The organism is Cupriavidus sp. 2KB_3 (assembly GCF_052115685.1).
GTDB classification, from domain to species: Bacteria; Pseudomonadota; Gammaproteobacteria; order Burkholderiales; family Burkholderiaceae; genus Cupriavidus; species Cupriavidus campinensis.
Genome location: NZ_JBFRHD010000002.1, coordinates 207,912 through 221,531 on the forward strand (window position 1 = coordinate 207,912; position 13,620 = coordinate 221,531).

Below are 13,620 nucleotides of genomic sequence, written 5' to 3' on the forward strand. Positions count from 1 at the left end.
CAAAAAACCCCGCGGGTCCCGAAGGACCGGCGGGGTTTCTGACTGCCGGGCGACCGATTACAGGCCGGCGGCGGCGCGCAGCACGGCGGCCTTGTCGGTGGCTTCCCACGAGAACTCCGGCTCCTCGCGGCCAAAGTGGCCGTAGGCGGCGCTCTTCTCGTAGATCGGGCGCAGCAGGTCCAGCATCTGGACGATGCCCTTCGGGCGCAGGTCGAAGTGCTCCTGCACCAGCTCGGCGATCTTCTCGTCCGAGATCTTGCCGGTGCCTTCCGTGTACACGGTCACGTTGATCGGGCGGGCCACGCCGATGGCGTAGCTGACCTGCACCTGGCACTGGCGCGCCAGGCCGGCTGCCACCACGTTCTTGGCCACGTAGCGGGCGGCGTAGGCGGCCGAGCGGTCCACCTTCGACGGATCCTTGCCCGAGAACGCGCCGCCACCGTGCGGCGAGGCACCGCCGTAGGTATCGACGATGATCTTGCGGCCGGTCAGGCCGCAGTCGCCCTGCGGGCCGCCAATCACGAAACGGCCGGTCGGGTTGACCAGGTACTTGGTGTCCTTGAGCATCGCGGCCGGCAGCACCGGCTTGATGATTTCCTCGATCACGGCTTCGCGGATCTGGGCCTGAGTGATATCCGGGGCGTGCTGGGTCGACAGCACCACGGTATCCACGCTGTGCGGCACGCCGTCGACATAGCGCACGGTGACCTGCGACTTGGCGTCCGGGCGCAGCCAGGACAGGCGGCCGTCACGGCGCAGCTGCGACTGGCGCTCCACCAGACGGTGGGCGTAGTAGATCGGGAACGGCATCAGTTCGGGCGTCTCGTCGCAGGCGTAGCCGAACATCAGGCCCTGGTCGCCGGCGCCCTGGTTCAGGTAGTCGTCCGAGGCGCGGTCCACGCCCTGGGCGATGTCCGGCGACTGCTTGTCGTACGCCACCAGCACGGCACAACCCTTGTAGTCGATGCCGTACTCGGTGTTGTCGTAGCCGATGCGCTTGATGGTGTCGCGGGCGACCTGGATGTAGTCCACGTTGGCCGTGGTGGTAATTTCACCGGCCAGCACCACCAGACCGGTGTTGCAGAGCGTCTCGGCCGCCACGCGGGCGTACTTGTCCTGGGCCAGAATGGCGTCCAGGACAGCGTCCGAGATCTGGTCGGCAACTTTATCGGGATGGCCTTCGGATACAGATTCCGAAGTGAACAGGAAGTCGTTTGCCACGAGCTTGTTTCTCCAAGGTTTGCCAATATTGGCTGTGAGTCGGCTATTGCGTGCCACCCTCGGGAAACGATGCGGCGACGCTTTAGCGGTATTTTCAGACCGCTCTGGAGAGAGCGGCATCGCCCCGCAAGTTGTCAGTTAACTCGGCGATACAGGCTATTATACGCGCCTGCCGCGTGCGCTGCAGCACTCCGCGATGCCCGGGAATGGCGCGCCGCACAGTGCACCGCGCGCACGGATGCGCCAGGACGTATAGCCGGTACGATACCGTGCCTGCCTCGCGCGCGATTCCCCGTCGACAAGCCTTTTTTGCCCGTATTTCCACGTTTGGCCCCATGACCTTTATCTTCTGGCTCATCTCCCTCCTGCCCCTGCGCGTGCTGCACGCCATCGGCGGCGCGCTGGGCCTGCTCGTGGCGCGGCTGCCGGGCCGCTATGGCCAGCGGCTGACCGAGAACTTCCGCCACGCCTACCCGGACGCCACCGACGCCATGCTGGCCGAGGCCGCGCGCGCCACGGGCCGGCTGATCCTTGAGATGCCGTACTTCTGGAGCCGCAAGACGCTGGACGCCAAGCTCTACAACTTCGACGACTCGCTCTGGCCCACGCTGAACCGGCTCCAGATGCAGGCCAACGGCATCATCATCCTGACCCCGCACCTGGGCTGCTTCGAAGTGCTGCCGCAGTCCCATGCGGTGCACCGCCCCGTGACCGTGCTGTACAAGCCGCCGCACCAGCAGTGGCTGCGCGAGTTCATCGAACGGATGCGCAGCCGGCCGGGCATCTCGATGGCGCCGGCCACGCCGCGCGGCGTGCGGATGCTGGTCAAGGCGCTCAAGCGCGGCGAGGCCGTCGGCATCCTGCCCGACCAGGTACCAAGTGCCGGAGACGGCACCTGGGCGCCGTTCTTCGGCAAGCCGGCCTATTCGATGACGCTGGTGCACCGCCTGCACCGGCTGACCAACGCGCCGGTGGTGATGATGTTCGCCGAGCGCCTGCCCAAGGGCGCCGGCTATGTCGGCCACATGCGTCTGGTGGGCTGTGGCGGCGTGCTGGCCGCCGAGGTGGACGCGGCCGCCGCCCAGATCAACCGCGCGGTCGAGGAGTCGATTGCGATGGCGCCCACCCAGTACCTCTGGGGCTACAACCGCTACAAGCAGCCCACCGGCGCCCCGCCGCCGCCCGCCCTGACCAGCCAGCCGCAGGCGGCCACCCACGACACCATCCAATGAGCCGAATCTTTACCTGGCTCGGCATCGGCCTGCTGACCGTGCTGGGCAAGTTGCCGTATCCGTTCGTTGCGCGCTTCGGCGAAGGGCTGGGCGGCTTGCTCTACCGGATTCCGAGCGGCCGCCGCGAGGTGGTGCGCGCCAACCTGCGGCTCTGTTTCCCGGAGAAATCCGAAGCCGAGATCGACGAGATGTCGCGCGAGACCTTCCGCCACATCTTCCGCAGCTTTGCCGAGCGCGGCATCTTCTGGACCGGCAGCGAGGCGCAGATGCGCCGCTGGGTGCAGATCGACGACCAGGCCAACCTGGTGGCGCTGGACGGCAAGCCCCATATCCTGGTGACCATGCACCTCTCGGGCGTGGAGGCGGGCGCGATCCGGCTGACCATCCACCTGCGCGACCACGTGGGCCGCTCGGGGGCTTCGCTATATACCAAGCAGAAGAACGCGCTGTTCGACGATTTCCTGAAGCACGCGCGTGGCCGCTTCGGCGCCAACATGATCTCGCGCAACGACAGCGCGCGCGACATCCTGCGCTGCCTGAAGAAGGGCGAGGCGCTGCAACTGATCGCCGACATGGATTTCGGCGAGCGCGACTCGGAATTCGTGCCGTTTTTCGGCGTCGAGGCGCTCACGCTGACCTCCGTGTCACGGCTGGCGCGGCTGACCGGCGCCAAGGTCGTGCCGATCTATACCGAGATGCTGCCCGACTACAAGGGCTATGTGCTGCACATCCTGCCCGCCTGGGAGGACTACCCGGGCGATAGCGTGACCGACGACACGCGCCGCATGAACGCCTTCTTCGAGGACGCCATCCGCCCGCGCGTGACCGAGTACTACTGGGTGCACAAGCGCTTCAAGCATCGGCCGCCCGGCGAGGCGGAGATTTACTAGCTACAATCCGAGCCATGAAACTCCAGTTCACCAAGATGCACGGCGCCGGCAACGACTTCGTCGTGCTGGACGGCATCCACCAGAAGCTCGACCTGACCGAGGCCCAGTGGCGCGCGCTGGCCAGCCGGCACTTTGGCGTGGGCGCGGACCAGATCCTGATCGTCGAGAAATCGACGCGGCCGGACGTGGACTTCCGCTACCGGATCTTCAATGCCGATGGCGGCGAGGTGGAGCATTGCGGCAACGGCGCGCGCTGCTTCGTGCGCTTTGTCACGGACAAGGGCATGACCGACAAGCGCTCGGTGCGCGTGGAGGTCATGAACGGCGTGATCACGCTGACCCTGCAGGACGACGGCCAGGTCACGGTGGACATGGGCGCGCCCGAGCTCACGCCGGCCCGCGTGCCGTTCCTGCCCGAGGGCCTGCCGACGCGCCGCGAGGGCGACGACACGCTCTATGGGCTCGAGGTAAACGGGCGCACGGCGTGGATCTCGGCGGTGTCGATGGGCAATCCGCACGCGGTGCAGATCGTGGATGACGTCGAGCAGTTTCCGGTGCTCCAGGATGGCCCGGTGATCGAACACCATCAGACATTTCCCAAGCGGGTGAACGCCGGCTTCATGCAGATCTTGGATCGCGGCACCGTGCGGCTGCGCGTGTTCGAGCGCGGCGCCGGCGAGACGCTGGCCTGCGGCACGGGCGCCTGCGCGGCCGTGGTGGCCGGTATCCGGCGCGGCCTGCTGGACTCGCCGGTCAAGGTCCACACCCATGGTGGCGACCTGACCATCGCCTGGAACGGCGCCGGCCAGCCCGTGCAGATGACCGGCCCGGCTACCACCGTGTTCGAAGGCACTATTGACCTCGCCGCACTGAACGCGTGACTATGAGGGCTCCGCAGGCCACGCCACCGGAGACCCCATGACGCTGGACGATTTCCGCATCACCAGTAGTAAAAAATTCAATCTGGCCGATTTCGACCCGCGCGGCAAACCGCTGTCGCAGGGCGACAAAGCCGCCGACGAGGCGCGGCTGGAGACACTCTCGGCAGAACTCGACGCGCTCCAGGACATCTTCTACGCCGAGCACCGCCGCAAGGTGCTGGTCGTCCTGCAAGGCATGGATACCAGCGGCAAGGACGGCACGGTGCGCTCGGTCTTCCGCAGCGTCGATCCGCTCGGCATCCGCGTGGTCAGCTTCAAGGTTCCCACCGCCGAGGAACTGGCGCGCGACTACCTGTGGCGCGTGCATGCACAGGTGCCGCGCGTCGGCGAGATCGTGCTGTTCAACCGCAGCCATTACGAGGACGTGCTGATCACGCGCGTGCATGGCTGGATCGACGAAGCCGAGTGGGAGCGCCGGTACAAGCAGATCCGCGCGTTCGAGTCCCTGCTGACCGATACCGGCACGACCATCGTGAAGTGCTTCCTCCATATTTCGAAGGACGAGCAGAAGGCGCGGCTCGAGGCGCGCATCGCCGATCCACAGAAACACTGGAAGTTCGACACGCAGGACCTGGCCGAGCGCAAGTTCTGGAAGGAATACGAGAAAGCCTACGAAGCCGCCATCGCGGCCACGGCCACGCCGGACTGCCCGTGGTACATCGTGCCGTCCGACTCCAAGACCCACCGCAACCTGATGGTGGCCGAGATCATCACGGCCGTGTTCCGGCAGCTCAAGCCGGAATACCCGCCGCCGAAGCCGGAACTGGCAAAGCTAAAGGTGGAGTAGGCGCCGGCGATCAGTCGTCGCCGTTGCCGCGATGCACGTCGTGGGTGACGAACGGCCGCTCCGGGCCGGGCATCGCCAGCCATTTCGGGTGCTTGAGGGTGTCGCGGATATCCTCGAGCCCGCTCGCCCAGTGCTCGTGCATCGTCAGCGCACCGAACTGGTAGTCCTTGGCGCTGCCCTCGAACGACTTGTCGCGGTAGATCAGCTGGATGACGTTGCGGCGCGCGTCGCAGGCATGGTCGGCGGCGCGCTGGTACCACGGGTCGTTGCGCCTGGACGCCGGCACCAGCGCCATCAGCTCGCTCAGCATGCGGCGATAGTTCTGCTGCTCGCGCATGACGTCCGTGATGGCGCGTGTGCGGCTGGAATACTGGATGTCCTTCTGGCGCTCGGCCACGTCGAGCAGGTTGTGCGGCAGCTTGCCGCGCGCGCTCCAGAGGTCCACCTGGAAGATCAGGGCGTCCCGGCGCGGCTGGGCGGTCAGCACTTCCTGGAGCGGCGTATTCGAGACCAGCCCACCATCCCAGTAGTACTCGCCATCGATCTCCACGGCCGGGAAACCCGGCGGCAGGGCGCCGGACGCCATGAAGTGCTCGGCGCGCAGCCGCTCGCGCGTGTTGTCGAAATACGCGAAATTGCCTGTGCGCACGTTCACCGCGCCCACCGAGACGCGCATCTCCTTAGGATGGTTGATGCGGTCGAAATCGGCAAAGCGCTCCAGCGTGGCCTTGAGCGGCGCGGTGTCGTAGTAGCTGGCGCGGCCCGGGTCTTCGCCACGGCCCCAGAGATCGGCGATGGCGCGCGGCGTGAAGAAGCCGCGCTGGCCTTCGATCATCGCGCGGGCCGCGTTGAGGCTGTCGAACCAGATCCGCATCGGCTCCGGCCAGGTGGGCGCGGTCTCGGTCAGCAGCTCCAGCGGCAGGCCGGGCAGCCACGGCTGGGCGCAGATGTACTCCCAGAACGCGCGCAGCTGCGTCACGCGGGTTTCGGGCGGGTTGCCGGCGATGACCGCCGCATTGAGCGCGCCGATCGAGATACCCGCGATCCAGTTCGGATGAATGCCGCCTTCGGCCAGGCCCTGGTAGACGCCGGCCTGGTAGGCGCCGAGCGCGCCGCCGCCTTGCAGCACCAGCGCGCGGATCGCATAGGCTTCGTGGGCGGGGCCGTCGCCCGGCAGCGCGTCAGGGGCGCAGTGGTCGCTCACTGCGGCGCGCTTGGGCGCCCGGGTGCGCTTCGCCCGGGCCGCTGTGGCCGTCGAGGCGGAGTCCTGCGGGGGCGCGCCCTGATCGCCCAGTTCGCGCCTGACTGCCTGCCCGATTGCCTGCTTTACTTTTTGCCGCTTGTCCGCCACGCCATGCTCCCTCGGAAGTTGAGCCGGGGCGCCCCATGGCGCCCGCTCCGGCGCGTCAGACGCCGTACTTCTGACGATAGGCCGCCACGGCCGCCCGGGAGTTCCCGAGCGCGGGGTCGTTCGACGCATCGAGGTAGGCCAGCAGGTCCTTGAGGCTGGCGATCGAGATCACCGGTACGCCGTATTCGCGCTGCACGTCCTGCACGGCCGAATGCGTGCCGATGTTGTCGGCGGTGCCGCTCTTTTCCATGCGGTCCAGCGCGATCAGCACGGCGGCCGGCTCGGCGCCGGCGGCGCGAATCATCTGCATCGACTCGCGCACCGAGGTGCCGGCCGAGATCACGTCATCGATGATCACCACCTTGCCCTGCAGCTTGGCGCCGACCAGCGTGCCGCCTTCGCCATGGTCCTTGGCTTCCTTGCGGTTGTAGGCAAACCCCACGTCCCGGCCCATGCCGGCCAGCGCCACGGCCGTGGCCGAGGCCAGCGTGATGCCCTTGTAGGCCGGCCCGAACAGCACGTCGAACTCGAGGCCCGAGTTGAGCAGGGTTTTCGCATAGAATTGCGCCACCTGACCCAGCATCGCGCCCTGGTTGAACAGGCCGGCGTTGAAGAAGTAGGGCGACTTGCGGCCCGCCTTGGTCACGAACTCGCCAAAGGACAGCACGCCCGCATCGAGCGCGAAGCGGATAAAGGTCTGGCTGAGGTCGTCCGGCGTGGTCTGCTGCGTCATCTTTTCTCTCTGAATTTCAAAATTTCCCGAGATGTTACGGATTATCAGCGCCAACCTCAACGGCATCCGCTCCGCGGCCAAGAAGGGCTTTTTCGAGTGGATGGGCAAGCAGGACGCGGACATGATCTGCGTGCAGGAACTGAAGGCCCAGGAAGCCGACATGACCGAGGCGTTCCTGGCGCCACATGGCTACCACGGCTTTTTCCACTACGCCGAGAAGAAGGGCTACAGCGGCGTGGGCCTGTACACGCGCCACAAGCCCGAGCGGGTGGTCACCGGCTTCGGCGTGCCCGAGTTCGACGCCGAGGGCCGCTACGTGGAAGTGCAGTATCCGCACCTTGCGGTGATCTCGGTCTACGTGCCGTCCGGCTCCAGCGGCGAAGAACGCCAGCAGGCCAAGTTCCGCTTCATGGAGGCGTTCCTGCCGCATCTGCTCCAGTTGAAGGCCAGCGGGCGCGAGATCGTTTTGTGCGGTGACGTCAACATCGCCCACAAGGAAATCGACATCAAGAACTGGAAGGGCAACCTCAAGAACTCCGGTTTCCTGCCCGAGGAGCGCGCCTGGATTGGCGAACTGTTCGACAACCATGGCTATGTGGATGTCTTCCGCCAGCTCGATCCGCGCCCGGACCAGTACACCTGGTGGAGCAACCGCGGCCAGGCCTACGCGAAGAACGTCGGCTGGCGCATCGACTACCACCTGACCACCGACAAGATCGCCGCCACGGCTCGCGCCTGCGCCATCTACAAGGACGAGAAGTTCAGCGACCACGCCCCGCTGTCGATCGATTACGATTTTCCGCTTTAAGGCAGGCGCCCCGGCGGGATGCCGGGGCCGTCGCGCTCAGATGGCGCGGATTTCCTCCAGCAAGTTCGGGTGGCGATCCAGCAACTTGAGCAGCTTCACCAGCGCCAGCGGTGGCTTGGTCCGGCCGGTCTCATAGCGCGAGAACGCATTGACGCCGCCGCCGAAGATCTCGCCGGCCTCCCGCTGGTCGAGTTCCAGCTTGCGGCGCACGGATACGATGAACGCCGGATCGACGATGGCGGCGTTGACCTGCTTGTTGAAGGCAACCATCAAGTGTCCGATCCGCTCGTCTTCATCGAGATCGAGAACTCCTTCACCGCAGGCGGGACACCAGTCCGCCAGCACTGCTTCGATCACCGTGGTTTCGCCGCGATAGTCGTAGGGCATGTCTCGCCGCTTCCTGACCAGTTCGGATCCGCCGCATGCCGGGCATCTCATATCCCGACTCCTTTTTCGAGGTGGTGCTCTTTACAGCACCTTGAATGACACAATCACCAGTTGCCCGATCACACCCTCCCCTCTGCCACCAACGCCCTCACCAAAGACAGCTTGTAATGCGCTGACGATTTCTCCATGCAAAATTAACCTACTTGGTTATTGCCTGCAAGCCCCGGAATGTGTCGGATCGCAACCGCTCCTCTCGCGTAAACCCTGCGCCCAACCCCCAACCTCGCTACAATGCAGGTTCGCTGCCCCGTTGGGCAGGCGACTTTTCGCATTTTCAGAGTGAGTCAGCCATGGTTTTCAAAGTGTTCGTCGATGGTCAGGAAGGCACCACCGGTCTCCGGCTGCTGGACTACCTCTCGGGTCGCTCCGATGTGGAGTTGCTGCGCATTGCCGATGACAAGCGCAAGGACCCGCAGGAGCGAGCACGCTTTCTGAATGCCTCGGATGTCTCGTTCCTGTGCCTGCCGGACGTGGCCTCGCGCGAGGCCGTTTCGCTGGTGACCAATCCCGATACGTGCGTGATCGACGCCAGCACGGCGTTCCGCACCACCGACTCGTGGGCCTATGGCCTGCCCGAGCTGACCCGTGGCCAGCGCGAGCGCGTGCGTGCCAGCAAGCGCATCGCGGTGCCGGGCTGCCACGCCAGCGCCTTCGTGCTGGCCGTGCGGCCGCTCGTGGAAGCGGGCCTGATGCCGGCCGACTACCCGGTTTCGGCGTTCTCGCTGACCGGCTACAGCGGCGGCGGCAAGAAGATGATTGCCGAGTTCGAGGCGGGCGGGAATCCGCGTCTCGATAGCCCGCGCCCCTACGCGCTGGGCCTCGAGCACAAGCACCTGCCCGAAATGCGCGTGCAGGCCGGCCTGGCCCAGGCGCCGATCTTCAACCCGATCGTCGGCAACTTCCTGAAGGGGCTGGCCGTGACCGTGCCGGTGTTCCCGGCGCTGCTCTCGCGCAAGGCCGATGCCGAGGCCATCCTCGACATCTACCGCAAGCATTACGAGGGCGAGCAGTTCGTGCGCGTGCATCCGTTCAATAGCGATGCCAACCTCGACGGCGGCTTCTTCGACGTCCAGGCCAGCAACGACACCAATCGCGTGGACCTGTTCGTGTTCGGCAACGCCGAGCGCCTGAACCTGGTGGCGCGCCTGGACAACCTCGGCAAGGGCGCCGCCGGCGCCGCGGTGCAGTGCATGAACGTGCACGTGGGCGCCGACGAGGCGACCGGGCTGACCGCCTGACGCGGCACGCACAGCGGCACGGCACGCGTCACGAACGCGTCGCCACAATAAGAAAAGCCGGCTTCGCGCCGGCTTTTCGCTTTTCCAGGGTCCAGCCGGCCTAGCTGCCGGTCTTGACCAGCGTGGCCTTCAGCGCCACGCCGATGTAGGCCGCGCCCTTGGCGCAGACGTAAGTGGTCTCGCTGGCGGTCTCGTCGTCCTTCCAGTTGCTGCGGATCTCCACCACGGCATTGCTGCCGGCCTCGGCCGCGCGTTGCTGGAGGTCCTGCACGGCCTGCACGAAGACCGTCTGGCACAGTTGCTCATCGGTCGGCTTGGGGGCATCCGGCACCTGGCTCACCGGGCGCCGCACGCGCTTCACTGTCTTGTACGCGGTGGGCGCGGTGGCGCCTTCGAGCTTGTTGAAGCCGAACAGCAGCTTCGTGTTCGGGTCGATGCGTTCCTTGGCGGCCTCGCTGGACAGCGCCTTGTCGATCGGCATCGTCAGCAGTTTGTCGGCGGCGCTGGCCATGCCCGACGCGCCCGCAGCCACCAGCGCGGCCGCTACCAGGCCGCAGCGCAATCCTGTCCTCATGTCTTTCTCCCTGATCAAGGTTGAGATCCTCGCTCGCCCACGCCGGGTTCAGGGGCGCTGGCGCCACTTTTCCATCGTACAGGAATGGCCGATAACCTGATTCGTCGGCCGTCGTTACTTTTTTAGTGGACGCTGGCTGTCGTCGTCGCCGGCATCGACCGGGGCGTCACCGAGGTTAGCCATGTTGGGGGTGTGCGCGGGCAGCTTCTCCATCGGCATGTTCATGGCCTTGGCATAGAGCGGCATCACCTCGGCCATGTGCGCCTCCAGCACCGCGATGCGGCTGCGGCCGGACGGGTGCGTGGACTTGAACTCGTCGCCCATCGCCAGCACCGTGCCCATCTTGCGCCACAGCGTGACGGCGGCGCGCGGGTCGTAGCCGGCGCGGGCGGCAATATCCATGCCGATCAGGTCCGCCTCGGTTTCCTCCAGCCGCGAAAACCGCAGCGAGACGAGCCGGGCATTGTTGCCAATATCGAAATTGCCGAGGTTGCCGAAGCCGGTCAGCTGGGACACCACGTTGGCGCCAAGATTCGAGATCTCGGACTGCGCCGCGCGCTGCCGGGCGTGCTCCTCCAGCGCGTGGGCGATCTCGTGGCCCATCACCATGGCCACTTCGTCGTCGGTGAGCTTGAGTTGGTCGAGCAGGCCGGAGTAGACCGCCATCTTGCCGCCGGGCATGCAGAACGCATTGACCAGCTTCGATTCGATCAGGTTGATCTCCCACGCCCAACGGCCCGCGCGCGGGTTCCACAGCACGGTCTCGGGCAGCAGCCGGATGCCGATCTCGCGCAGGCGCTTCACCTGCGGGTTGTCGTCGCCGGCCAGCGTGTGCTTGGCGATGGCTTCCTGCTTGATCTGCTCGTACTCGCGGGCGGCCTGCTGGTCGATGACTTCCATCGGCACGATCGTGCGCACACGGGAGTAGCGGCGCTCCACGCGCACGCCGTCGTCGGGCGCGGCCACCACGGCCACTTCCTGCGCGATGGCCGGCAGGCACACGCACGCGGCGCAGGACCATGCCAGCCATGCCAGCCAGCCCGGGCGCCGGGGCATGCGGCGCCGTGGCAACGGCGATTCGTTCGACGCGATCAGGGTCACGGCAGGGCTCGGCGCGATAAGGGTCGACAAACGGCGTCGAATCGGTAAGTGGGGACGCAAACGGTGATGCAATAATACATCCATGACGTTCCAAGACTACCTCGACATTTTCCGCAACCGACGCATCGGCGCCATGCTGACGCTGGGCTTTGCGTCCGGACTGCCGCTCGCGCTGACCTCGGGCACGCTCCAGGCCTGGATGACCGTGGAGGGGCTCGACATCAAGACCATCGGCTTCTTCTCGCTGGTCGGGCAGGCGTACATCTTCAAGTTCCTGTGGGCGCCACTGATGGACCGCTACACGCCGCCCCTGCTGGGCCGGCGGCGCGGCTGGCTGCTGGTGACGCAGCTCGGGCTGGTGGCCAGCATCGCCGCCATGGCGTTCTGCCCCCCGCGCGAGGCGCTCTGGGCGCTGGCGGCGCTGGCCACGCTGGTGGCGTTCCTGTCGGCGTCGCAGGACATTGTGTTCGATGCCTACAGCACCGACGTGCTGCGCCCGGCCGAACGGGGCGCCGGTGCGGCGGTCAAGGTGCTCGGCTACCGGCTGGCGATGCTGGTCTCCGGCGGGCTGGCGCTGTACCTGGCGGACCGCGTGCTGGGCTGGTCCAGCATGTACCTGCTGATGGCGGCGCTGATGGCGGTGGGGCTGCTGACGCTGTTCTGGGCGCCCGAGCCGGACGTGCCTGCGCGCCAGCCGCGCACGCTGGAGGAAGCCGTGGTCGGCCCGCTGCGCGACTTCTTCGGGCGCCAGGGCGCGTGGTGGCTGCTGCTGCTGATCGTGCTCTACAAGCTGGGCGATGCCTTCGCCGGCAGCCTCTCCACCACGTTCCTGATCCGGGGCCTGGGCTTCGATCCGGGCGAGGTGGGCATCGTCAACAAGACGCTGGGCCTCGCGGCGACGATCATCGGTGCGCTGTTCGGCGGGTCGCTGATGGTGCGGTTGGGGCTGTACCGGTCGCTGATGCTGTTCGGCATCCTGCAGGCCGTGTCGAACCTCGGCTACTGGGTGCTCTCGGTCACGCCGCCCCATATCTGGAGCATGGGCGCGACCATCGCCATCGAGAACATCTGCGGCGGCATGGGCACGGCGGCCTTCGTGGCGCTGCTGATGACGCTCTGCAACCGCTCGTTCTCGGCCACGCAGTATGCGCTGCTGTCCGCACTGGCGTCGATTGGCCGGGTCTACGTGGGGCCCACCTCGGGCTATATGGTCGAAGCCTGGGGCTGGGCGCCCTTCTACCTCGGCACCGTGGTGGCGGCCGTGCCCGGCGTGGCCCTGCTCTGGGCGATGCGCGGCACGGTCCACCGCTATGAGGCCCAGGCGCGCGAGCCGGCCAAGGAGCCGGGCGTGCCCCGCCCGGCCTGATCGGCCTGAGCCGCCTGATTGGCCTTATTCCTTGTTATTCCTTGTAGTAAACGATCTGGTGCGACGAGGCCAGCAGCACGCCGCTGGCGCTCCAGATCTGCGCGCTCTGGTCGAAAAAGCCCTGGCGGAACACCTGGGCGCACGCGCTGCCGAGCACGTGGCTGTCGCCCAGCGCGGCCAGCGTGGCCGCATCGGCATGGAAATAGGTCGTGATCGACACCGTGCCAGCCGGCACGAAGCCGGCGCGCTTGAGGAAAATGCGCGGATAGAAGGCATCGCACCACGCCGCCACGGCGGCATAGTCGGGCGTGCGGGCCGGTTCGTCGCGCAGCCAGAACTGGGTCAGGCTGTCCGGATGCTCGGTGCCGACGGCCGCTGAGGGCTTGGCGCCGCGCACCGCGCGCATGTCGTAGCTGCCGATCCAGCGCACCGGCGCGAAGCCGCCCATGCCGGGCAGGGTGTCGGCGGGTGGCACATCGGGCATGACGGCCTCGCCGCTGCCCCAGGTCTCGCGCCGCACGGCGAAGACCGCGCTGCCGGTGGTCGTCACCTCGCCGTTCTGGCGCAATTCCAGATGCCAGTGCTGGGTGGAGCGGTTGGTCCGCGACGGACGCGCCTCGATCTCGAACGGCCCTTCGGCAATCGGCCCGGCAAAATTCACCGTGAGCGCAATCGGATCGCCGAGCCGCTCCGGGTGGCCCAGCGCCGCCTGGAGCAGCGTGGCCGCCGTCATCCCGCCGAACGGGCCGATCATGTTCCAGTAGGCCTGGCTGGTATGCCCCAGGAAGCGGTGCTCGCCGGCTGGCTCCAGCGCCAGGGCGAGGTCGAACGGATGCTGCGAGGGTTCCGATGGGGCGACGGGCGCTTGGGTCATGGCAGAATCGTGGCAGAAAATAGTACGATCGTTCGGTAATCGTCGTACGGTATGCCG

At 66.7% G+C, this 13,620-nt stretch carries 14 protein-coding genes; 7 read left to right on the forward strand and 7 right to left on the reverse strand.

The annotated features are described in order from the left end of the window. Positions 1–57 precede the first annotated feature (57 nt). Entirely contained in the window at positions 58–1,221 is a 1,164-nt protein-coding gene (gene metK / locus AB4120_RS02735; protein ID WP_149136887.1) for a methionine adenosyltransferase, read from the reverse strand. A 335-nt stretch (positions 1,222–1,556) separates the two neighbouring features. On the opposite strand from metK, the gene AB4120_RS02740 reads away from it, so the two are divergent. From AB4120_RS02740 to AB4120_RS02755, 4 genes are read left to right on the forward strand one after another with little or no spacing between them, the layout of a single operon-like run. Then, positions 1,557–2,453, forward strand: coding sequence for a lysophospholipid acyltransferase family protein (locus tag AB4120_RS02740; protein ID WP_149136888.1), 897 nt, complete (start codon positions 1,557–1,559; stop codon positions 2,451–2,453). Further along, positions 2,450–3,343 carry a lipid A biosynthesis lauroyl acyltransferase gene (locus tag AB4120_RS02745; protein ID WP_144199156.1) on the forward strand — a complete coding sequence of 298 codons (894 nt, stop codon included), beginning with the start codon at positions 2,450–2,452 and terminating at the stop codon, positions 3,341–3,343. Before AB4120_RS02740 ends, AB4120_RS02745 begins: the two co-directional genes overlap by 4 nt. Positions 3,344–3,357: 14 nt before the next feature. Further along, entirely contained in the window at positions 3,358–4,224 is an 867-nt protein-coding gene (gene dapF, locus AB4120_RS02750; RefSeq protein WP_149136889.1) for a diaminopimelate epimerase, read from the forward strand. 37 nt (positions 4,225–4,261) lie between these two features. After that, a complete protein-coding gene (locus AB4120_RS02755) occupies positions 4,262–5,071 on the forward strand; it encodes a PPK2 family polyphosphate kinase (RefSeq protein ID WP_149136890.1) in 810 nt (269 codons plus the stop codon). A gap of 10 nt (positions 5,072–5,081) precedes the next feature. On the opposite strand, the gene AB4120_RS02760 is transcribed toward AB4120_RS02755, so the two are convergent. Together AB4120_RS02760 and pyrE are read right to left on the reverse strand one after the other, a co-directional pair. Beyond that, on the reverse strand, positions 5,082–6,389 hold the full coding sequence (locus AB4120_RS02760) for a DUF3734 domain-containing protein (RefSeq protein ID WP_441641841.1): 1,308 nt from the start codon (positions 6,387–6,389) through the stop codon (positions 5,082–5,084). 88 nt (positions 6,390–6,477) lie between these two features. After that, complete coding sequence (gene pyrE / locus AB4120_RS02765; protein ID WP_144199164.1) at positions 6,478–7,155, reverse strand: orotate phosphoribosyltransferase; 678 nt, start codon at positions 7,153–7,155, stop codon at positions 6,478–6,480. A 31-nt stretch (positions 7,156–7,186) separates the two neighbouring features. On the opposite strand from pyrE, the gene AB4120_RS02770 reads away from it, so the two are divergent. Beyond that, positions 7,187–7,963, forward strand: a complete 777-nt coding sequence (locus AB4120_RS02770) for an exodeoxyribonuclease III (protein WP_149136892.1) — start codon at positions 7,187–7,189, stop codon at positions 7,961–7,963. Positions 7,964–7,999: 36 nt separating this feature from the next. On the opposite strand, the gene AB4120_RS02775 is transcribed toward AB4120_RS02770, so the two are convergent. Beyond that, positions 8,000–8,401, reverse strand: a complete 402-nt coding sequence (locus tag AB4120_RS02775; RefSeq protein WP_149136893.1) for a type II TA system antitoxin MqsA family protein — start codon at positions 8,399–8,401, stop codon at positions 8,000–8,002. A gap of 299 nt (positions 8,402–8,700) precedes the next feature. Between AB4120_RS02775 and argC the strand changes: the two genes are divergently transcribed. Beyond that, complete coding sequence (gene argC / locus AB4120_RS02780; protein WP_149136894.1) at positions 8,701–9,648, forward strand: N-acetyl-gamma-glutamyl-phosphate reductase; 948 nt, start codon at positions 8,701–8,703, stop codon at positions 9,646–9,648. A 100-nt stretch (positions 9,649–9,748) separates the two neighbouring features. On the opposite strand, the gene AB4120_RS02785 is transcribed toward argC, so the two are convergent. Next, positions 9,749–10,222, reverse strand: a complete 474-nt coding sequence (locus AB4120_RS02785) for a heavy metal-binding domain-containing protein (RefSeq protein ID WP_149136895.1) — start codon at positions 10,220–10,222, stop codon at positions 9,749–9,751. A 114-nt stretch (positions 10,223–10,336) separates the two neighbouring features. Continuing rightward, complete coding sequence (locus tag AB4120_RS02790; protein ID WP_149137604.1) at positions 10,337–11,278, reverse strand: M48 family metallopeptidase; 942 nt, start codon at positions 11,276–11,278, stop codon at positions 10,337–10,339. Positions 11,279–11,405: 127 nt separating this feature from the next. Here AB4120_RS02790 and AB4120_RS02795 point away from each other — a divergent pair, with 127 nt between their 5' ends. Beyond that, positions 11,406–12,689 (forward strand): muropeptide transporter, encoded by a 1,284-nt coding sequence (locus tag AB4120_RS02795; protein ID WP_149136896.1) that lies wholly within the window; start codon positions 11,406–11,408, stop codon positions 12,687–12,689. 34 nt (positions 12,690–12,723) lie between these two features. Here the strand turns inward: AB4120_RS02795 and AB4120_RS02800 are convergent, their stop codons facing one another. Then, positions 12,724–13,563 (reverse strand): acyl-CoA thioesterase, encoded by an 840-nt coding sequence (locus AB4120_RS02800; protein ID WP_149136897.1) that lies wholly within the window; start codon positions 13,561–13,563, stop codon positions 12,724–12,726. Between the last annotated feature and the right edge of the window lie 57 nt (positions 13,564–13,620).